16 protein-coding genes and 5 tRNA genes are annotated in these 18,618 nt (G+C 71.2%); 9 read left to right on the top strand and 12 right to left on the bottom strand.

Annotated features, from left to right (window positions below):
- Positions 1–90: 90 nt before the first annotated feature.
- Both FGF04_RS19830 and FGF04_RS19825 read right to left on the bottom strand, forming a co-directional pair.
- Positions 91–164 (bottom strand) — tRNA-Met (locus FGF04_RS19830).
- A 68-nt stretch (positions 165–232) separates the two neighbouring features.
- Positions 233–1,381, bottom strand: a complete 1,149-nt coding sequence (locus FGF04_RS19825; RefSeq protein WP_149512636.1) for a dihydrofolate reductase family protein — start codon at positions 1,379–1,381, stop codon at positions 233–235.
- 69 nt (positions 1,382–1,450) lie between these two features.
- Between FGF04_RS19825 and FGF04_RS19820 the strand changes: the two genes are divergently transcribed.
- The 3 genes from FGF04_RS19820 (at position 1,451) to FGF04_RS19810 (ending at position 3,244) form a co-directional block, all read left to right on the top strand.
- Positions 1,451–1,969 (top strand): MarR family winged helix-turn-helix transcriptional regulator, encoded by a 519-nt coding sequence (locus FGF04_RS19820; RefSeq protein ID WP_149512635.1) that lies wholly within the window; start codon positions 1,451–1,453, stop codon positions 1,967–1,969.
- 132 nt (positions 1,970–2,101) lie between these two features.
- The gene (locus FGF04_RS19815) at positions 2,102–2,734 is read left to right on the top strand and encodes a GTP cyclohydrolase II (RefSeq protein ID WP_149512634.1); all 633 of its coding nucleotides are present in this window, start codon (positions 2,102–2,104) and stop codon (positions 2,732–2,734) included.
- 60 nt (positions 2,735–2,794) lie between these two features.
- Positions 2,795–3,244 (top strand): RipA family octameric membrane protein, encoded by a 450-nt coding sequence (locus FGF04_RS19810; RefSeq protein ID WP_149512633.1) that lies wholly within the window; start codon positions 2,795–2,797, stop codon positions 3,242–3,244.
- Positions 3,245–3,269: 25 nt separating this feature from the next.
- On the opposite strand, the gene FGF04_RS19805 is transcribed toward FGF04_RS19810, so the two are convergent.
- The 4 genes from FGF04_RS19805 to FGF04_RS41185 form a co-directional block, all read right to left on the bottom strand.
- Positions 3,270–3,548: a type II toxin-antitoxin system RelE family toxin gene (locus tag FGF04_RS19805; protein WP_149512632.1), complete on the bottom strand. Its 279-nt coding sequence runs from the start codon at positions 3,546–3,548 to the stop codon at positions 3,270–3,272.
- Positions 3,541–3,807 (bottom strand): type II toxin-antitoxin system Phd/YefM family antitoxin, encoded by a 267-nt coding sequence (locus tag FGF04_RS19800; protein ID WP_149512631.1) that lies wholly within the window; start codon positions 3,805–3,807, stop codon positions 3,541–3,543. The genes FGF04_RS19805 and FGF04_RS19800 overlap by 8 nt, the downstream gene beginning before the upstream one ends.
- A gap of 63 nt (positions 3,808–3,870) precedes the next feature.
- Complete coding sequence (locus FGF04_RS19795) at positions 3,871–4,167, bottom strand: hypothetical protein (RefSeq protein WP_149512630.1); 297 nt, start codon at positions 4,165–4,167, stop codon at positions 3,871–3,873.
- Positions 4,168–4,362: 195 nt separating this feature from the next.
- Positions 4,363–4,572, bottom strand: a complete 210-nt coding sequence (locus FGF04_RS41185) for a hypothetical protein (protein WP_235882404.1) — start codon at positions 4,570–4,572, stop codon at positions 4,363–4,365.
- A 174-nt stretch (positions 4,573–4,746) separates the two neighbouring features.
- Between FGF04_RS41185 and FGF04_RS19785 the strand changes: the two genes are divergently transcribed.
- Positions 4,747–5,016, top strand: a complete 270-nt coding sequence (locus FGF04_RS19785; protein ID WP_149512629.1) for a winged helix-turn-helix domain-containing protein — start codon at positions 4,747–4,749, stop codon at positions 5,014–5,016.
- A gap of 167 nt (positions 5,017–5,183) precedes the next feature.
- On the opposite strand, the gene FGF04_RS19780 is transcribed toward FGF04_RS19785, so the two are convergent.
- The 5 genes from FGF04_RS19780 to FGF04_RS19760 form a co-directional block, all read right to left on the bottom strand.
- Positions 5,184–5,256, bottom strand: a tRNA-Lys gene (locus tag FGF04_RS19780).
- 110 nt (positions 5,257–5,366) lie between these two features.
- The gene (locus FGF04_RS19775) at positions 5,367–6,902 is read right to left on the bottom strand and encodes an amino acid permease (protein WP_149512628.1); all 1,536 of its coding nucleotides are present in this window, start codon (positions 6,900–6,902) and stop codon (positions 5,367–5,369) included.
- Positions 6,903–7,011: 109 nt separating this feature from the next.
- The gene (locus FGF04_RS19770; protein WP_149512627.1) at positions 7,012–7,656 is read right to left on the bottom strand and encodes a dihydrofolate reductase family protein; all 645 of its coding nucleotides are present in this window, start codon (positions 7,654–7,656) and stop codon (positions 7,012–7,014) included.
- Positions 7,657–7,892: 236 nt separating this feature from the next.
- Positions 7,893–10,115 carry a DEAD/DEAH box helicase gene (locus FGF04_RS19765; RefSeq protein ID WP_149512626.1) on the bottom strand — a complete coding sequence of 741 codons (2,223 nt, stop codon included), beginning with the start codon at positions 10,113–10,115 and terminating at the stop codon, positions 7,893–7,895.
- Between the two features lie 431 nt (positions 10,116–10,546).
- Positions 10,547–10,897: a metallopeptidase family protein gene (locus FGF04_RS19760; RefSeq protein WP_055637702.1), complete on the bottom strand. Its 351-nt coding sequence runs from the start codon at positions 10,895–10,897 to the stop codon at positions 10,547–10,549.
- Positions 10,898–11,059: 162 nt separating this feature from the next.
- Between FGF04_RS19760 and FGF04_RS19755 the strand changes: the two genes are divergently transcribed.
- The 4 genes from FGF04_RS19755 to FGF04_RS19740 all read left to right on the top strand — a co-directional run bounded on the left by FGF04_RS19755 (position 11,060) and on the right by FGF04_RS19740 (position 12,995).
- A complete protein-coding gene (locus tag FGF04_RS19755; protein WP_188114146.1) occupies positions 11,060–12,616 on the top strand; it encodes a metallophosphoesterase family protein in 1,557 nt (518 codons plus the stop codon).
- A gap of 80 nt (positions 12,617–12,696) precedes the next feature.
- A tRNA-Glu gene (locus tag FGF04_RS19750) sits at positions 12,697–12,769 on the top strand.
- A 50-nt stretch (positions 12,770–12,819) separates the two neighbouring features.
- A tRNA-Asp gene (locus tag FGF04_RS19745) sits at positions 12,820–12,894 on the top strand.
- 24 nt (positions 12,895–12,918) lie between these two features.
- Positions 12,919–12,995, top strand: a tRNA-Phe gene (locus FGF04_RS19740).
- Positions 12,996–13,196: 201 nt separating this feature from the next.
- Here FGF04_RS19740 and FGF04_RS19735 read toward each other — a convergent pair.
- The gene (locus tag FGF04_RS19735) at positions 13,197–14,324 is read right to left on the bottom strand and encodes an ABC transporter permease (protein ID WP_188114145.1); all 1,128 of its coding nucleotides are present in this window, start codon (positions 14,322–14,324) and stop codon (positions 13,197–13,199) included.
- A 213-nt stretch (positions 14,325–14,537) separates the two neighbouring features.
- Here FGF04_RS19735 and hrpA point away from each other — a divergent pair, with 213 nt between their 5' ends.
- Positions 14,538–18,545: an ATP-dependent RNA helicase HrpA gene (hrpA, locus tag FGF04_RS19730; RefSeq protein ID WP_149512625.1), complete on the top strand. Its 4,008-nt coding sequence runs from the start codon at positions 14,538–14,540 to the stop codon at positions 18,543–18,545.
- Positions 18,546–18,618: the final 73 nt, after the last annotated feature.

The following is an 18,618-nucleotide window of genomic DNA, read 5'->3' as shown; positions in this document are numbered from 1 at the left end:
GAGCGGGCCGGGCCGGATGCTTGTCAGCCTCTCGGACCCCGGGAAACACCTGAGGCCGGAATCCATTGGATTCCGGCCTCAGGCCTTCAGTAGCGGGGACAGGATTTGAACCTGCGACCTCTGGGTTATGAGCCCAGCGAGCTACCGAGCTGCTCCACCCCGCGTCGTTGACACCAGTGTACGCCATTCACGGGGTGCGAAGCACACGGGTCGATCCGCGGTGGGCACCGGCTCAGCCGAGGTGCCGGTTGGGCGCCTTCGCCGCGGCCTCGTACGCGGGCAGGACGAGGACGTCGGCACCCGCGGCGGCCAGCAGGCCGTTCCCGTCCGCGCCGGCCACGAAGGTGTCGGGCTCGCGCCACGCGGTGACCACCCGGCGCACCCCCGCGTCGAGGATCAGCCGGGCGCAGGGCGCGGGCCGCGAGGCGCGGCGGGCGCAGGGCTCCAGGCTGCTGTAGACCGTGGCGCCCGGGAGCCGCGGGTCGTCCGGGGCGATCTTGGCGAGCGCGGCCTCCTCGGCGTGCTCGACGGGGTCGGACTCGCGGGAGTACCCGCGGGCCAGCTCCGTGCCGTCGGCCGCGACGACGACCGCGCCGACGCTGAACGCGGTCCGCGAGGGCGGGCACTGGGCCGCCAGTTCGCAGGCGAGCTCCAGCCAGCGGTGGTCGGCGGCGGACGGTACGCCTGCGGTGCCGGGCGCGGTGGGCACGTAGCGCATGAGCACCACGTCCCCCACGGGCCGCGTCCCGAGCAGGCGCATGCGGCTGCGGGGGCCGCCGGGGTACGCGCCGGACCCGAAGAGCTTCGGCGCGTGCGGCTGCCCCACCACGAGGGGTGCGAGGGCGAGCTGCAGTTCGTCGGCGAGCCCCTGCTGGAGGAGCTGGGTGTGCACCCGGCCGCCGCCCTCGACCATCAGCCGGCGCACGCCCCGGACGTCGTGCAGGTGGGTGAGGACCGCCCGCCAGTCCAGGCCGGGGCCGACGGACACGACGTCGATGCCGAGGCCCTCCAGTCCGCGCAGGGCCTCGGCGGCCGTCACGGCGCCCTCGTCGGTCGTGTAGACGACCTTCTCGCCGCCGGTGGACCAGAAGTTGGCGTCGGGGTCGAGGTCGCCGGTGCCGCTGACGGTGACCTTCAGCGGGTACTCCGGTCGGCCGGCGGCGACCCGGGCGGCGCGCCGCTCGGCGGAGTTGACGAGGAGGCGGGGGTTGTCGGCGCGCAGGGTGCCGGCGCCGACCAGGATGGCGTCGGAGTCGGCCCGCACCTCGTCGACCCGGTCGAAGTCGGCCGGGCCGGAGAGCAGCAGCCGTTCGGGGCCGGTGTCGTCCAGGCGGCCGTCGAGGGAGACGGCGGCGGACAACAGGACGTAGGGGTGGGGCATGGACTCGTCTCTCTTCCGCGGGCGGAACCTGGCCTTGGTTCAAGTTTGAAACAAACCTACACTGGGGGCATGACGACCCGCTGGCTCACCCCCGACGAGCAGCGCGCCTGGCGCGCCTACATCGCCGCCTCCCACCTCCTGGAGGACGCGATCGACCGGCAGCTCCAGCAGGAGGCCGGCATGCCGCACCTGTACTACTCCATCCTGGCCCACCTCTCCGAGGCGCCGGAGCGCCGGCTGCGGATGACCGACCTGGCCGAGCGGACGAAGATCACCCGCAGCCGTCTCACGTACGCCGTGACCCGGCTGGAGAAGGACGGGGCGGTACGCCGCGAGGGGTGCCCGAGCGACCGGCGCGGCAGCATCGCCGTCCTGACCGACGCGGGCACGGCGCTGCTGGAGCGTACGGCGCCCGGCCATGTGGAGACGGTCCGCGCGACGCTCTTCGACCACCTGACGCCGGAGCAGGTCCGGCAGCTGGAGGAGATGTTCACGGGCGTGGCACGCGGTCTGCAAGGGGGCTCTCCGGGGTCGGTGCCCCCGGAGGAGCTCCCCTGGCGCCGCCGCTCGTCGGGCCCGTGCGCGTAACCGGTCGTCCGCGGTAGATCACCCATCGGCGGTCGATCACCCATTGCTTTAACTTTAAAACATGAGTAGGGTCCTGATCCGAGGATCTGCTTCAAATCTGAAGCAGACGAGGATCCCGGAGCGGAGAGCCGCATGTCCGACCACCCCGCCGCCGCCACCCAGCGCTCGCGCGTCCGGGTGCCCCTGCGCTTCCACGACGGCTACGGCGTCGACGCCGAGCTGGTCACCTTCCACGGCCTGACCGACGGCCGGGAACACGTGGCGATGGTGCTCGGCGACCCGGCGGGCGCGACGCCGCTGGTGCGCCTGCACTCCGAGTGCCTGACCGGGGACGCCTTCGGCTCGGCCCGCTGCGACTGCGGCCCGCAGCTGCGCGAGGCCGTCGAGCAGATCGCCGAGCGCGGCGGCGTGCTCCTCTACCTCCGCCAGGAGGGCCGGGGCATCGGCCTCTACAACAAGCTCGACGCGTACGCGCTGCAGGACGAGGGCCTCGACACGTACGCCGCCAACACGGCGCTGGGCCTGCCCGAGGACGCCCGCGACTACACGGCGGCGGCCCAGATGCTCACGGCCCTCGGCATCGGGGAACTGGACCTGCTGTCCAACAACCCGGACAAGGCGGAGCAGCTGCGGTCCCTCGGCATCGACGTGCGGCACCGGGTCCCGACGGGCGTGTTCACCACGGCCCACAACGTCCTCTACCTCCGGGCGAAGGTCCTCCAGACCCGGCACACGCTGCCCCTGGCGGAGCTGACGGCGGGCTGAGACCGGCGTTCCACCGGGCGGAAGCGGTGACTCCGCACGCCTCCTGGGCAGAACGGTGCCATGGGGGACGACGGTGAGTCACAGACGCAAACACAGGCACAGGCGCAGGCCCAGCGCCTCGCGGAGGACGACCGGCTCTGGCAGCACACGCTGCACGTGAACACGATGCTGCTCCAGCGGGGCAACCTCTTCCTGGTGGGCCAGTCGCTGTTCGCCGTGGCCCACACGACGCTCCTCACCTCGGAACGGCACCTGGTGGCGGCGCGCGTGCTGGCCGCCTTCGGCCTCGTCCTGGCCCTTACCTGGCTGTACGTGGGCCACCGGCACCGCCTCTACTACCAGCACGTCCAGCGCCGAGCCCTGGAACGCCTGCCGGAGTACGCGGCGACATGGACAAGCTGGGCCACCCGCCGCCAGGGCCGCGCCCGGGGCCGCTCGATCGTACTGATCTCCTACTTGCTGCCGTCACTGGCAGCGGTGATGTGGACGGCACTGCTGTTGATCACGTGAGCACAGGACTCGCCGGCCCGCGCCCTCAGGTGTCGTACACGGTGGACCGGTGTCCGACGTGGACCACCCACACCACCAGCTCCCCGTTGTCGATCGTGTAGACGACGCGGTAGTCACCCACACGGAGGCGGCGCCGGTCCGCCTGGGAGACCAGCGCGGTGGTGTGGAAGCCGAGCGGATCGGCTTCCAGTTCCGTCAGCTTGGCAAGGATGCGGAGTGCCGCACCCCGGGGAATCTTGCGCAGTTCGGACTGTGCTTCCGGCCGGAGGACGGTTCGGTACGCGCGCGCACCGCGTTCACTCACCCCGCGCCAGCGTTTCCCTCATGACGTCCTCGATCGGGACACCGGCGGCCGGGTTCGCCATGCGCTCGTCGATGATCCGGTTGATCTCGCGCTCTTCCCACTCCTGGTACCTGCGCAGAACCTCGATCGACACGACGGCGGCCACTTCTTTGCCCCGCCGGGTGATCACCGTGGGGGTGTCGTCCCGGTCGGCCCGTTCGACCACCTCGGCGAGGTGAGCGCGTACGTCACGGATGGACTCTATGGGCATCTGGGTCATGCGCCCGACGGTACCGAATGTGCCATGTGTACACAAAGCGCCCACCGGCCACCTCCCCTCCGACTACTCGTCGGCGGACAGGCGCACCCCTCGCGACTCGGCGGCGCGCAGGGCGTCCGTCAGGCACTCGGCGAGTCGGAGGCCGGCGAAGCGGAGTTCCGTGGGCGGGGACGCCGGGTCGTCCAGCAGGGGACGGGCGAGGGCGGGCACGTCGGCGCCCGTGGCGAGCAGGACGGTCTCCAGATCGTCGGCGAGCCGGGACAGACGAGTGCCGCCGTGGTCCGCGACCAGGTAGCAGGGTTTGCCGTCGGGGGACGGCCAGGGCAGCAGACGGGGTGCGGGGTTGACGGTGCGCTCCATCAGGCGGCCGCCTTCTGCGCGCCGATCAGATGCGAGTCGAGGTCGATCCCCAGATCGGCGGCGAGCACGAGGGCGAGGCGCCGACGCTGCCGAAGCGCGGTCTCCTTGTCGCGGGCGACGAGGTAGGGGCGTACGAGGGCGGAGTCGGCGCCATCCGTCGCGCCCTCGTACGGGTGCGGCTCCTCTTCTCCTCGGTTACGGGCAAACGGCGCCGTCGAGGGGCACGTCGAGCCCGTACGGGGAGCGGGGGCGGGGCAGGCCCGGAGCCTGGGGTGCCGAGATGTGGCGCACAGCGGTGATGTGGAGGCAGAGGTAGGGGCGATGACGGGTACGGCGCCGTTTGCCCGTACCCGAGGAGAAGAGGAGCCGCACCCGTACGAGGGCGCGACGGATAAGGTCGTACACGTTGACGCTCCTTGAGCAGCGTTGACCACGCCCCGGGAGGTCTGGACACCTCGCCGGGGTCTTGCATATTTCGACCATACCGGGAACTGCGTCCCCCTGCACCCCTCTGCTAAATACCGCGTCCCGACGCGTTCCACCCCTGCGACACGCGTCGGGCTGCGGCAACGTGGAGGGATGAGTGAGCTTCCGCGCTACGAGTACGTGAAACTCGCCGACACGATCGAGGCGGACATCGCGTCCGGCAAGCTGCCGCAGGGAGCCGCGCTGCCCGGCGAGCGGGCCATGACGGATCTGTACGGCGTGAGCATCGGCACCGTGCGTCGCGCCGTCGTCGAGCTGCGGAGCCGGGGTCTCGTCGCAACCCTGCCCGCCAAGGGCACGTACGTCATCGCACTGCCGGAGCCGACCGGCGACGACCCGGCCGGGGACGAGCCGAACGTCTGAAGGGACCGTGACGCGCAGCCTCGGGCTCGATTTCGACGCGCCGCCGAAGAACTGCGCGAGCGCGGGCCCGTCGTCACCGAGCGGCCGCCCGGTGGCGCGCCCCGTCGGACGGCACGAGCCCCCAACTCCGCGTACCTTTCGGTACCTCTGAGCTGGGGGCTCCCGTGTAGACCCTGTGGGACTCGAACCCACAACCAATGGATTAAAAGTCCACTGCTCTGCCAATTGAGCTAAGGGTCCATCGCACCGGACCGCGCCGATGCAGGAACGAGCATAGCCGGACGCGGCCGGGACTCCGATCGGGTATCGGTGTCACGGCCGCGTCGGACGGTCGGCGTGGGGCACGGGCGTCACGGGTCGAGCGGCTCCGGGGCGCCCGCGCGGGCCGCCACGCGGGCGCGGGTGCGCTCGTGGTCCGGGTTCAGGAACCAGTGCCGGGCCGAGGCGAACCACCACACCGCGGCGAAGCCGAGGACGACCAGGACGGCGACGGGCGCGTAGTTGAAGGTCTCCCAGGTGACCGGTGAGACCTGGGGGAGCATGAAGAGGACGGTGATCACGCCCACCCAGGCCACCGCCACGATGCCGATCGGACGCGACCAGCGGCCCAGGTGCCACGGCCCCCGCTGGAAGTCCTCGCCCTTGCGCAGCCGCAGCAGCGTCGGGATGACGTACGCGATGTAGAGGCCGATCACCGCGATCGACGTCACCGCCGCGTACGCGGTCACGTTGATCAGGTACGGCAGCCCGAGGACCAGCGCGCCCAGCGCCGCGAGCCACACCGCGGCGACGGGCGTGCGCGTGCGCGGGCTGACCGTGTGCCAGACGTGCGAGAACGGCAGCGCCCCGTCGCGCGAGAAGGCGTAGATCATGCGGGAGTTGGCGGTCACCGACGCCATGCCGCAGAACAGCTGCGCGCCGATCACCACCAGCAGGAGCAGCTTGCCCGCGGTGGCGCCCAGCGCGTCCAGCAGGATCTGGGCCGGCGGCACGCCCGTCGGGGAATCGAGCGCGCCGTCGTACGACTGGATGGCGAAGGTGAAGCCGAGCAGGAGGACGAAGCCCGCTATCCAGGACGTCCAGATGGACTGGACGATGCCCTTGGGCCCTGCCGTGGACGCGTCGTGCGTCTCCTCCGTCATGTGTGCCGAGGCGTCGTACCCGGTGAAGGTGTACTGCGCCATCAGCAGGCCGAGCAGGACGACGTAGAAGCTGCTGCCCCAGCCCGTGTTGTTCACGAACTCGGTGAAGACGAAGGACGCCGACTGGTGGCTGTCCGGCGCGAAGGTCAGCGCGCCCACGATGACCGCGACGCCGACGACGTGCCACCACACGCTGACGCTGTTGAGCAGGCCGACGATGCGTACGCCGAAGGTGTTCAGCAGGCCGTGCAGGACGAGGATGCCCGCGAAGAGCAGGATCGTGCGGCCGGCGGTGACCTCGAAGTCGAACTGCAGGTTCAGGTACGCGCCCAGGAACGAGGCCGCTCCGAAGTCGATGCCGGCCGTCACCGCGACCTGGCCCAGCACGTTGAACCAGCCCGTGAACCACGCCCAGGCCGCGGCCGTACGCGGCGGGGCGAGGCGGTGCGCCCAGAAGTACAGGCCCGCGGAGGTCGGGTACGCCGAACAGATCTCGGCCATCGCGAGCCCGACGAACAGGGTCATGAGCCCGACCGCGACCCAGCCCCAGGTGATCACGGCGGGCCCGCCGGTGTTCATGCCGAACAGGTAGAGCGTCAGGCAGCCCGACAGGACCGAGATGATCGTGAAGGAGACCGCGTAGTTGGAGAACGCCGACATGCGGCGGGCGAGAACCTGGGTGTAGCCGAGCTGGGCCAGCCGCTCTTCGTCCGACAGCCCACTCACTCTGGCGTCATCTGTCATGCCCCCAGCAATTCCCTCGCCGGGGGTATGACATGCGCCACATCGCGGTTGATCTGGCCGAAACACGGCCGGACGGCGGCGGCCCGAGCGCGCCTGCGTCCGGCCCCGTTCACCTGCGCCAGAACAGGTGGTGCGCGACGCCGCTCGGGCTGGGCACCACTTCGAGGTGGAAGCGGTCGAGCAGTTCGTCGGGGGACTCCCAGAGCCGGAGGCCGGAGCCGAGCTCCACCGGTGCGACCGCCACGTGCAGCGTGTCGACGAGGTCGGCGTCGAGGAACTGCCGGACGGTGCCGACCCCGCCGCCGAGCCGGACGTCCTTGCCGTCCGCCGCCTCGCGCGCCCGGGCGAGGACCGTGGCCGGGTCACCGGCGACGAAGTGGAACGTGGTGTCGGAGAGGGTGATCGAAGGACGCCCGTGGTGGGTCATGACGAACACCGGCGTACGGAAGGGCGGCTCGTCGCCCCACCAGCCGCGCCAGTCGTGGTCGCGCCAGGGTCCGCGCTGGGGGCCGAACTTGTTGCGGCCCATGATCTCGGCGCCGATGTTGCGTGCGAAGTCCCGGGTGAAGTAGTCGTCGAGGCCCCGGGTGCCGCCGGGATCGGTGCGGTTGGGCCAGCTCGCCGTGGCGCCGGCCCAGGCGAACAGCCGCCCGGGGTCGACGTGGCCGAAGGGGCGTTCCAGGCTCTGGTGCTCACCGGCACCGATTCCGTCACTCGAGACGCTGAAGTTCATGACTCTCAGCAGCTGGTCCACGTGTCTCCTCGCCGGGTCCGGTCGGGTCCGTGTGCGGCGGGACGCCCCACACACCAGGACGTCGAACGGGACACGGCCGGATCGACAGCCGCCCGCGACTTTCTCCGGAACGCCGACCGGGAAGACCGGGAAGACCGGGAACGCCGGGGCCACCGGGAACGCCGAAGGGCCCGGACGACCGAGGTCGTCCGGGCCCTTCGTGTCACTGAGGCGCCCTCAGCAGGCGTCAGCGGATGTCAGCCGTTGCGCTTCCAGCGCGGCTTGTCGTCGCGGCGGAAGGACGAGCCGGAGCCCGAACCGGAACCGGAACCCGCGCCACGGTGGTCGTCACGGCGGCCGTACGGGCGGTCGTGGCCGGAGCGGAAGCCGCCACCGGTGGGACGGTCGCCCTGGCGGTCACGGTTGAACGGACGGTCGCTGCCGCGGTGGCCGGACGGACGGTCGTCCCGGCGGAAACCGCCACCGGCGGGGCGGTCGCCGTCACGGCGGTCGCGGTTGAAGCCGCCCGAGGGACGCTCGTCACGACGGAACCCGCCGCGGTCACCACCGTCACGACGGTCGTCGCGGCGGAAGCCGCCCGACGGACGGTCGTCACGACGGTCGAAGGAACGGCCGCCACCACGCTCGTCGTCCCGGCGGAAACCGCCGGAGGGACGCTCGTCACGGCGATCACGGTTGAAGCCACCGGAGGAACGGTCGTCACGACGGTCACGGTTGAAGCCACCGGACGGACGGTCGTCGCGGCGGAAGCCACCCGAGGGACGCTCGTCACGGCGGTCACGGTTGAAGCCACCGGAGGAACGGTCGTCACGACGGTCACGGTTGTAACCACCCGACGGACGGTCGTCCCGACGGTCACGGCGCTCGTAGTTGCCGCGGTCGTCACGACGCTGACGCGGCTCCTCGCGCACCGGCTCGGCGCTGTCGGCGGCCTGCGCCACCGGCTCCTGCGCCACGGCCGCGGCAGCGGCCTCGACGACAGCGGCGGCCTCGGCGAGCGCGGCCTCCGGGTCCTCGCCGCGCTCACGCGCGGACCGCGCGATCAGCCGGTCGGCCTCCTCGCGCAGCTCGGCGGCGCGCCGCTGCGCGCGCTCCAGCTCCTTGGTGAGCTGCGACACCTCGCGCTCGGCCTGCTGCGCCGCGTTGCCCGCGGACTCGGCCTGCACCTCGGTCATCGACCGGGCGCTGGTGATCTCCGCGACCTCCGGGTCGAAGGCGGCGCCGCCCTGGATGATGTGGCGCGTGGCGTCGACGCCCGCGTCCTCCATCTGGCGGAAGATCTGCCGGCGCTGGTGCGGCAGGGAGAGCGACACGACCGTGCCGCTGCGCCCCGCACGGGCCGTACGGCCGGAGCGGTGCAGGTAGTCCTTGTGGTCACCGGCCGGGTCCACGTTCAGGACCAGGTCGATGCCGTCGACGTGGATGCCGCGGGCGGCGACGTCGGTCGCGACGAGCGCGTTGACGTAGCCCTTCTTGAAGTCCTCCAGGACCCGGGTACGGGCGCCCTGCGTCATGCCGCCGTGCAGCGCGTCGGCCTTCACGCCGGAGTCGCAGAGCTGCTCGGCGATGCGGTCGGCGCCCAGCTGGGTGCGGACGAAGATGATCGTGCGGCCCTTGCGGGAGGCGATCGCGGCGGTGACCGGCGCCTTGTCCTTGGGCTTCACGATGAGGATGTGGTGCGACATGGTCGTGACGTTGCCCTGGGCGCTGTCGACCTCGTGCGTCACCGGGTTGGTGAGGTAGCGCTTGACCAGCGTGGAGATCTCGTTCTCCATCGTGGCCGAGAACAGCATGCGCTGGCCGCCGCCGGGGATCTGGTCGAGCAGCTCGGTGACCTCGGGCAGGAAGCCCAGGTCGGACATCTGGTCGGCCTCGTCGAGCACGGCGACCTGGACGTTCTCCAGGGAGCAGGCGCCGCGGTTGATGATGTCGCGCAGGCGGCCCGGGGTGGCGACGAGGACGTCGACGCCGCGCTCCAGGGCGTAGATCTGGTTGCCCATCGACGTACCGCCGCAGACGACCTTCATCTTCAGGCCGAGCACATCGCCGTACGGCTGGAGGGCGTCCGCGACCTGCATCGCGAGCTCACGCGTCGGCGTGAGGATGATGCCGCGGGGCTTCTTCTTCTCGGTGTGGCCGCCGGCGAGCTGCGTGAGCAGCGGCAGGCCGAAGGAGAGGGTCTTGCCGGAGCCGGTGCGGCCGCGGCCGAGGATGTCCTTGCCGGCCAGGGCGTCCGGGATGGTCGCGGCCTGGATCGGGAAGGGGCTGGTCACGCCGTTCTGCGCGAGCTTGCGGACGACGCCCTCGGGGAGACCGAGGTCACCGAAGGTGATCTCGGGCGTCGCCGGGGCCTCGGTGGCCTCGGGAGTCGCGTCGACGGCGGGGGCCGCCGGGGCCGCGGTCTCGGCGGTCGCCTCGTTCTCGGGCACGACGATGTGATCAGTACTGGAAATGGACATGCGAATGCGAAACCTTCCGGAGTCTCGTCGGCACGCGCCCGTCAACTCCGTGATTTCGCAAACGACCGCCTCAATGCGGTCAGCCACGGTAAGGGGAGAGTACGCGCCACGCGGCGCTCTGTGATGGCGCCGGGCAATTGGGATCAAACGATCTACTACCATACGCACCCTCTGCCCTTCGAGGCAAACCGAGCCCGAAACCGCAGCTCAGAGGCGTGCGGCAGTTCCGCGGGGCCTGTTCGAGCCGCCTTCGGGCCTCGCTCAGGCCTCGATGCCCGCCCGCGGCGCCGGTTCGCGGCGCTCGGCGAGCTGCGGTTCCGGCTCCGGGTGCGCCGAGGACGACGGCTCGGCGGTGCTCGGCTCCGGCGACGGCGGGGGCGTCTCCTTCGTCGGCGTCGGCTCGGGTGCCGGACGGGTGGGCGTGGGCGCCCTCAGCCGTAGCCGAGGGCGTGCAGCCGGGCGTCGTCGATGCCGAAGTGGTGGGCGATCTCGTGCACCACCGTCACCTCGGTCTCGGCCACCACCTCCTCACGCGTGGCGCACATCCGCAGCGTGGGCCCCCGGTAGATGGTAATCCGGTCCGGCAGCACCCCCGCGTACCACTCGCCGCGGTCGGTCAGCGGCGTCCCCTCGTAGAGCCCGAGCAGCTCGGGGTCGTCGGCGGGCGGCTCGTCCTCGACGAACACCGCCACGTTGTCCATCAGCCGCGTCAGTTCCGGCGGGATCCGGTCCAGCGCCTCGGCGACCAGTTCCTCGAACTCCTCGCGCGTCATCTCCAGCACCCCACCATTGTCCGGTACCGGAAGCCGGACGCCAGGCCGTCCCGCACAGGACCCGAACCAAGGCCGGAGGGGGTCCGGAAGCGGGGCCTGACGAAGGCCGGACGGGGCCCGGAAGCGGGCCCTCGCCGCATATCGGCCCCACACTTTGGGCATACGGCCCGAATGGCCCGCGTCCCCGCTGCCGCCGCCGCTCTGCTCCGCGTGCGAAAGGCTCCCCGCATCCTCGTACGCCACTACCGCTCCCGCCGCCCCCGCCCCGTCGTCGAACTCGTCGCCCAGCCGCACCCGTACACCCGCGCGCTCGGTCTCGTCGCCGTCGTCCTGCTCGGTGCGTGGCTGGGGCTGCTGATCGTCGGGAACGTGCGCGCGCCGGTCGGTCCCATGGACACCACGATGACCCTGCGGCCCTCCCTCACCGGCGGCACCAAGATCAACGTCTCCCCGCTCGGCGCCCTCGAACTGCGCAGCCACACCGCGCCCCTGCGCCTGGACGTGGACGTCGACCAGCTCGACCCGGTCCGCTCGCAGGCGCTGGTCGACCACCCGGAACGGCTCTCCGGCCTCCAGGACGAGGTCGCCGAGGACGTCGGCGCCGGCACGCTCGACCTGGCCGTGCGCTCGGTCGTCGCCGTCGTCTCCGGTGCGACCGCCCTCGGCCTCGCGGTCTACCGCCGCCCGCGCCGGGCCCTGGCGGCGGGCGGCCTGGCGCTGGCCCTGCTGGCGGCCTGCGGGGCGACGGCCTTCGCGACCTGGAACCCCAAGTCGGTCCTGGAACCGAAGTTCTCCGGCCTGCTCTCCTCGGCGCCCTCGGTCGTCGGCAACGCGCGCAGCATCGTCAGCGAGTTCGACGTCTACCAGAAGGAGCTGGCCCGCCTGGTGACGAACGTGACGAAGCTGTACGACGCCACGTCCACGCTCCCCGCGTACGCGCCGGACCCCTCCACGATCCGGGTCCTGCACGTCTCCGACATCCACCTCAACCCGGCGAGCTGGAAGATCATCGCCTCGCTGGTGCAGCAGTACCGGATCGATGTGATCGTCGACTCCGGGGACACGATGGACCACGGCTCGGCGGCCGAGAACGGCTTCCTGGACCCGGCGGCCGACCTGGGCGCCCCGTACGTCTGGGTGCGCGGCAACCACGACTCGCGGACCACCCAGGAGTACCTGGAGCGTATGAAGAACGTGCACGTGCTCGACGACGGCCGGGCCGTGTCGGTCGCCGGGCTGCGGTTCGCGGGCATCGGCGATCCGCAGTTCACCCCCGACCGCTCGACCGAGGTGGGCGGCGCCCGGTCGGAGGAGCTCGCGGGGGCCCGCCTCGCCTCCGCCCTGCGCGACCAGGAGGCGGCCGGCACGCCGGTCGACATCGCCGTCGCGCACAACCCGACGGCCGCGCGGGAGACGGACGGCGACGTGCCGCTGGTCCTGGCGGGCCACGTCCACCACCAGGAGATGGAGGTCATGCGGTACGGCACGCGGCTGCGCATCGAGGGCTCCACCGGGGGCAGCGGGCTGCGCGCGGTGGAGGGGAAGAACCCCGATCCGATCGAGACGTCGATCCTCTACCTGGACCGCGACACCCGCCGGCTGCAGGCCTGGGACGAGATCAGGCTGGGCGGTCTGGGGCTGACGACGGCCGAGGTCAGCCGCCATCTGCCCAAGGAGAACCAGCCCGGTGCGCGGTCCACCGTCAGCCCCTCCGCCACCTCCCCGTAAACCGTTTTGGCGATCCCTCCCGCCATCCCATATGCTTCTCACGTCCCCGACGCGCTGCGAAGCGCCCAGGCGGGCCGATAGCCCTCATCGTCTAGCGGCCTAGGACGCCGCCCTTTCAAGGCGGTAGCACGGGTTCGAATCCCGTTGGGGGCACGCATCACGGTGTGCGAGACTGAGTTCACTCTGTTCGTGCACAACAGCTGGGTCCTGTGGAGCAGTTTGGAGTGCTCGCCACCCTGTCAAGGTGGAGGCCGCGGGTTCAAATCCCGTCAGGACCGCTGCGATTCACTTGTGGATCGCGTGGCTGGGTAGCTCAGTTGGTACGAGCGATCGCCTGAAAAGCGATAGGTCGCCGGTTCGATCCCGGCCCCAGCCACCATTCGAAGGCCCCGTCCAGGTGGACGGGGCCTTCGGTTTTTGGTCAGGGCCGGGCGCCCGTTCGTTCGGGTGCGGGTGTGTGGGGGCTGGTCGCGCAGTTCCCCGCGCCCCTTAAAAGCGCCGGTGGCGGACCGAACCTGGGCCCGCGCCTCTTAAAAGCGTCGGTGGCGGCCCAGTCCTCGCCCCTCGCCCCTGAGAAGCGTCATGCCGCCGCTCCGCCCCCCGACGTCTCCCGGGGCGGGGTGCCCGCTGCGTGGGACGGGCCCTGGTTCCTGCCGCCCGGGTGGCGGTGGCGCCAGGTCCAGAAGATCGCGCAGGAGATCAGGGCCCAGCCGGCCAGGACCAGGAACGGGAACACGTGCTGGTGGCCCGGGAAGTACACCGCCGTGTGCTGGGCGTTGACCGAGGCGCCGGGCGGGAGCCAGCGGCCGATGACGCCGAGCGGCGACGGCAGCAGGGGCCAGGAGACCGCGCCGCCCGAGGACGGGTTGCCGAGCAGGACCATCAGCCCCCAGGKGGGGAGCATCGCCCAGCGGCCGAACAGGGTGTTGAACATCGTGAAGACCATGCCGGACGTGAACATGGTCAGCGCCAGGATCAGCCACGACTCGACGAACGGCAGGTCCAGGGCGCCCAGCCCCCAGTCGACCACCGCCGCGATCACGAACCCCCCGAGCAGCGCGTACGCGGCCGTGAACGCGATGCGCTCCACCGGGTTCAGCTCCCGCGCGTGCACGCTGAGCTGGATGGCCCCGACGAAGCCGATGATCACGGCCGCCAGGGAGATGTAGAAGATCGCCAGGCCGCGCGGGTCGCCCTCCTGCAGCGGCTTGATGTCCCGGACCGTCACCGCCACGCCCGTCTCCTCGCCCACCGCCGGCGCGGCCTTCTGCAGCAGCTCCGCGACCGAGGCCCCGGACGCCCCGGACACGTCGAGGACCACCTTCGCGCCCGCGTCCCGCACCTCCAGGATCGCGAAGACCTTCTGGTCGTCCACCGCCTCGACGGCCGCCTCCCGGCTGTCGTAGGCGTGGAGCTCCAAGGAGGCGTCGAGCGCCTTCTCCATCCCCGCCACGAAGGCCTTGCCCCGCCCCTCGTCGTACGCGCCCACCGTCGCGGTCGGCACGTGGCGCGGGGTCGGGTTCGCCATGGAGTACGTGTACGAGCCCGCGAAGAGGCCCGCGGCGGCGGCGAGGATCAGCACCAGCACCACCGCGGGGAAGAAGGGGGACTCCTTGAAGGAGCTCCAGCGCTCACGCCGCCTGGGCGGCCTGCCGTGGGCACCGTGCGGCGGGTGCGACAGGTGCGGCGCGTGCGGCTTCTCGGACATGTGCCCACGCTAAAGGGGCGTACGGGATATTTCTCCGCGATGTCCGGCGAGCGAGCGCCCCGAGGACGCCCCCGAGAGGCTCCGGGGAGAGGTTCCGGGGACGCCCCGGCGGCGCCCGGGAGTGCCCCGGAAGTGCGCGGAGAGTGACCGAAGAGGGTCCGGGCGCAAAAGCGTTCGCCCCTCGTTTCCCCGAGGTGAGATCCTGGACCGCGTATGTCTACGCACCCTGCCCCCGCCCTCGGCGATCTCGCCCCCCGTCTGGCCGAGCTGTCCCTGCGCGACGCGCACCGGCTCGGGCGCAGGCTGGAGGGCGCACGCCGGATCCGCAAGCCAGAGGCCCGCGCCGCCGTCACCGCCGAGATCGGGGCGGAGATCGCGAAGGCCGAGAGCCGCATGGCCGAGCGGCGCTCCCGCGTGCCCGCCGTCACGTACCCCGAGCAGCTGCCCGTCAGCCAGAAGAAGGACGAGATCGCGGCCGCCATCCGTGATCACCAGGTCGTGATCGTCGCGGGTGAGACCGGCTCCGGCAAGACGACGCAGATCCCCAAGATCTGTCTGGAGCTGGGCCGGGGCGTGCGCGGCATGATCGGGCACACCCAGCCCCGCCGCATCGCCGCCCGCACCGTCGCCGAGCGCGTCGCCGAGGAGATGGACACCCCGCTGGGCGAGGCCGTCGGCTGGAAGGTCCGCTTCACCGACCAGGTGAACCCCGAGGGCACCTTCGTCAAGCTGATGACGGACGGCATCCTGCTCGCGGAGATCCAGACGGACCGCGAGCTGCGCGCGTACGACACGATCATCATCGACGAGGCGCACGAGCGGTCCCTGAACATCGACTTCCTGCTCGGCTACCTGGCCCAGCTGCTGCCGAAGCGGCCCGACCTGAAGGTCGTCATCACCTCGGCGACCATCGACCCCGAGCGGTTCTCCCGGCACTTCGGTGACGCCCCGATCGTCGAGGTCAGCGGACGCACGTACCCCGTCGAGGTGCGCTACCGCCCGCTCCTCGAAGAGGAGGGCGACGAGGCCGACCGCGACCAGATCACCGCGATCTGCGACGCCGTCGAGGAGCTGCAGGGCGAGGGCAAGGGCGACATCCTCGTCTTCCTGTCCGGCGAGCGGGAGATCCGCGACACCGCCGACGCGCTCACGAAGAAGAACTACCGGTTCACCGAGGTGCTCCCCCTCTACGCGCGGCTCTCGCACGCCGAGCAGCACCGCGTCTTCCAGCCCCACACCGGGCGCAGGATCGTTCTGGCGACCAACGTCGCCGAGACCTCCCTCACCGTCCCCGGCATCAAGTACGTGATCGACCCGGGCACCGCCCGCATCTCCCGGTACAGCCACCGCACGAAGGTCCAGCGCCTGCCCATCGAGGCGATCTCGCAGGCCAGCGCCAACCAGCGCAAGGGCCGCTGCGGCCGTACCAGCGACGGCATCTGCATCCGGCTGTACTCCGAGGACGACTTCCTGGCCCGGCCGGAGTTCACCGACGCCGAGATCCTGCGCACCAACCTGGCGTCCGTGATCCTCCAGATGACCGCGGCCGGGCTCGGCGAGATCGAGAAGTTCCCCTTCATCGACCCGCCGGACCACCGCAACATCCGCGACGGCGTCCAGCTCCTCCAGGAGCTCAACGCCCTCGACCCGGCGGAGAAGGACCCCCGCAAGCAGCTCACCGACACCGGGCGCAAGCTCTCCCAGCTGCCCGTCGACCCGCGGCTGGCCCGGATGGTCCTGGAGGCGGACAGGAACGGGTGCGTGCGCGAGGTCATGGTGATCGCGGCCGCGCTCTCCATCCAGGACCCGCGCGAACGGCCGGCCGACAAGCAGACGCAGGCCGACCAGCAGCACGCCCGCTTCAAGGACGAGACGTCCGACTTCCTGGCGTACCTGAACCTCTGGCGGTACGTGCGCGAGCAGCAGAAGGAGCGCGGCTCGTCGTCGTTCCGCCGCATGTGCAAACAGGAGTACCTGAACTTCCTGCGCATCCGCGAGTGGCAGGACATCTACACGCAGCTGCGGACCGTCGCCAAGCAGATGGGCATCCACCTCAACGAGGACGACGCCCCGGAGAAGCAGGTCCACCTCTCCCTCCTCGCCGGACTGCTCTCCCACATCGGCATGAAGGACGTGAAGGAGAGCGGGAGCGGGACGGGGACCGGCAAGGACGGCGGACGCGAGGGCGGCAGGAGCTCCTCGAAGAACGAGTACGTGGGCGCCCGCAACGCCAAGTTCGCGATCTTCCCCGGCTCGGCGCTCTTCAAGAAGCCCCCGCGGTTCGTGATGTCCGCCGAGCTGGTCGAGACGTCCCGGCTGTGGGCCCGCGTGAACGCGCGCATCGAGCCCGAGTGGATCGAACCGCTCGCGGAGCACCTGCTGAAGCGCACGTACAGCGAGCCGCACTGGGAGAAGGACCAGGCCGCGGTGATGGCGTACGAGAAGGTGACGCTGTACGGCGTGCCGATCGTCGTGCAGCGGAAGGTCAACTACGGGCGCATCGACCCGGAGACCAGCCGCGAGCTGTTCATCCGCAACGCGCTCGTCGAGGGCGACTGGCGTACGCACCACAAGTTCTTCGCCGACAACCGCCGGCTCCTCACCGAGGTGGAGGAGCTGGAGCACCGGGCGCGGCGCCGGGACATCCTGGTCGACGACGAGACACTCTTCGACTTCTACGAGGAGCGGGTGCCCGAACACGTCGTGTCCGGGGCCCACTTCGACTCCTGGTGGAAGCACAAGCGCAAGGAGGAGCCCGAGCTCCTCGACTTCGAGCGCTCGATGCTCATCCGGGAGTCGGCCGGGGCGGTCACCAAGGACGACTACCCGGACACGTGGCGGCAGGGCCGGCTGAAGTTCCGGGTCACCTACCAGTTCGAGCCGGGCGCCGACGCGGACGGCGTGACCGTCCACATCCCGCTCCAGGTGCTGAACCAGGTCACCGACGACGGCTTCGAGTGGCAGATCCCGGGGCTGCGCGAACAGGTCGTCACCGAGCTGATCCGCTCCCTGCCGAAGCCGATCCGCCGCAACTACGTGCCCGCGCCGAACTTCGCGCAGCGGTTCCTCGCGCAAACGGTGCCGTTGCAGGAGCCCCTGACGACGGCGATGGCGCGCGAGCTGAAGCGCATGGTCGGCGTCCCCCTCACGGCCGACGACTTCGACTGGTCCCGGCTCGACGACCACCTGAAGATCACTTTCCGGATCGTCGACGAGCGGCGCCGCAAGCTGGCCGAGGACAAGGACCTCGAAGCCCTGAAGCTGCGGCTGAAGCCGAAGGCGCGCCAGGCGATCTCGCAGGCCGCGGCGGCGACCGCCGAGCGCAGCGGCGGGGAGTCGCTGGAGCGTTCGGGGCTGACGGACTGGACCATCGGCTCCCTGACCCGCCTCTTCGAGACGCGCCGGGCCGGCCAGCCGGTGAAGGCGTACCCGGCGCTGGTGGACGACGGGCCGCAGGCGAACACCGTCTCCGTACGCCTCTTCGACACCGAGGCCGAGCAGCAGGAGGCGATGTGGAAGGGCACGCGGCGGCTCATCCTGCGCAACATCCCGGTCAACCCGGGAAAGTTCGCCTCGGACCGGCTGACCAACGCCCAGAAGCTCGCCCTGTCCGCGAACCCGCACGGGTCGGTGCAGGCCCTGTTCGACGACTGCGCGACGGCCGCCGCCGACAAGCTGATCGGGGACTTCGGGGGCCCGGCGTGGGACGAGGAGTCGTACCGGAAGCTGTACGACAAGGTGCGCGCGGAGATCGTCGACACGACGGTCCGCACGGTCGGGCAGGTCGAGCAGGTGCTGGCCGCCTGGCAGGCCTGTGAGCGCCGTCTGAAGGGCGTGCGCAGCCCCGTGCTGCTCGCCAACCTGGCGGACGTGCGCACGCAGCTGGACGCCCTCGTACGGCCCGGGTTCGTCACGGCGACGGGGCTGCGGCGGCTGCCGGACCTGATGCGCTACCTGGTCGCGGCGGACCGGCGGCTCCAGCAGATGCCGACCAACGCGCAGCGCGACACCAGCCGGATGGAGAAGGTCCACGAGATGCAGGACGAGTACGCCTGGCTGCTCGAGCAGCTGCCGCCGGGCCGGCCCGTCCCGCCCTCCGTCCTGGACATCCGCTGGATGATCGAGGAGCTGCGGGTCAGCTACTTCGCGCACGCGCTGGGCACGGCGTACCCCGTCTCCGACAAGCGGATCGTGAAGGCGATCGACGCGGCCGCGCCGTGACGGAGCCCGTACGCGGAGTGAGTTCGCCCAGGAGGCCGACCCTCCTGTAGAGTCCTGTCTCGCAGCGCAACGC

Source organism: Streptomyces apricus (assembly GCF_008369065.1).
Taxonomy (GTDB): Bacteria; Actinomycetota; Actinomycetes; order Streptomycetales; family Streptomycetaceae; genus Streptomyces; species Streptomyces apricus.
The sequence above is the reverse complement of the archived record's forward strand: the minus strand, read 5'-3'. Positions and strand labels throughout refer to the sequence as shown.

Excerpts from the sequence above, each read along its gene's own strand:
- FGF04_RS19765 (WP_149512626.1), bottom strand. The coding sequence starts at position 10,115 with ATGTCCATTTCCAGTACTGATCACATCGTCGTGCCCGAGAACGAGGCG.
- FGF04_RS19785 (WP_149512629.1), top strand. The coding sequence starts at position 4,747 with ATGAGTGAGCTTCCGCGCTACGAGTACGTGAAACTCGCCGACACGATC.
- hrpA (WP_149512625.1), top strand. The coding sequence starts at position 14,538 with ATGTCTACGCACCCTGCCCCCGCCCTCGGCGATCTCGCCCCCCGTCTG.
- FGF04_RS19825 (WP_149512636.1), bottom strand. The coding sequence starts at position 1,381 with ATGCCCCACCCCTACGTCCTGTTGTCCGCCGCCGTCTCCCTCGACGGC.
- FGF04_RS19820 (WP_149512635.1), top strand. The coding sequence starts at position 1,451 with ATGACGACCCGCTGGCTCACCCCCGACGAGCAGCGCGCCTGGCGCGCC.
- FGF04_RS19755 (WP_188114146.1), top strand. The coding sequence starts at position 11,060 with ATGGCCCGCGTCCCCGCTGCCGCCGCCGCTCTGCTCCGCGTGCGAAAG.
- FGF04_RS19800 (WP_149512631.1), bottom strand. The coding sequence starts at position 3,807 with ATGACCCAGATGCCCATAGAGTCCATCCGTGACGTACGCGCTCACCTC.
- FGF04_RS19775 (WP_149512628.1), bottom strand. The coding sequence starts at position 6,902 with ATGACAGATGACGCCAGAGTGAGTGGGCTGTCGGACGAAGAGCGGCTG.
- FGF04_RS19795 (WP_149512630.1), bottom strand. The coding sequence starts at position 4,167 with ATGGAGCGCACCGTCAACCCCGCACCCCGTCTGCTGCCCTGGCCGTCC.
- FGF04_RS19815 (WP_149512634.1), top strand. The coding sequence starts at position 2,102 with ATGTCCGACCACCCCGCCGCCGCCACCCAGCGCTCGCGCGTCCGGGTG.
- FGF04_RS19810 (WP_149512633.1), top strand. The coding sequence starts at position 2,795 with ATGGGGGACGACGGTGAGTCACAGACGCAAACACAGGCACAGGCGCAG.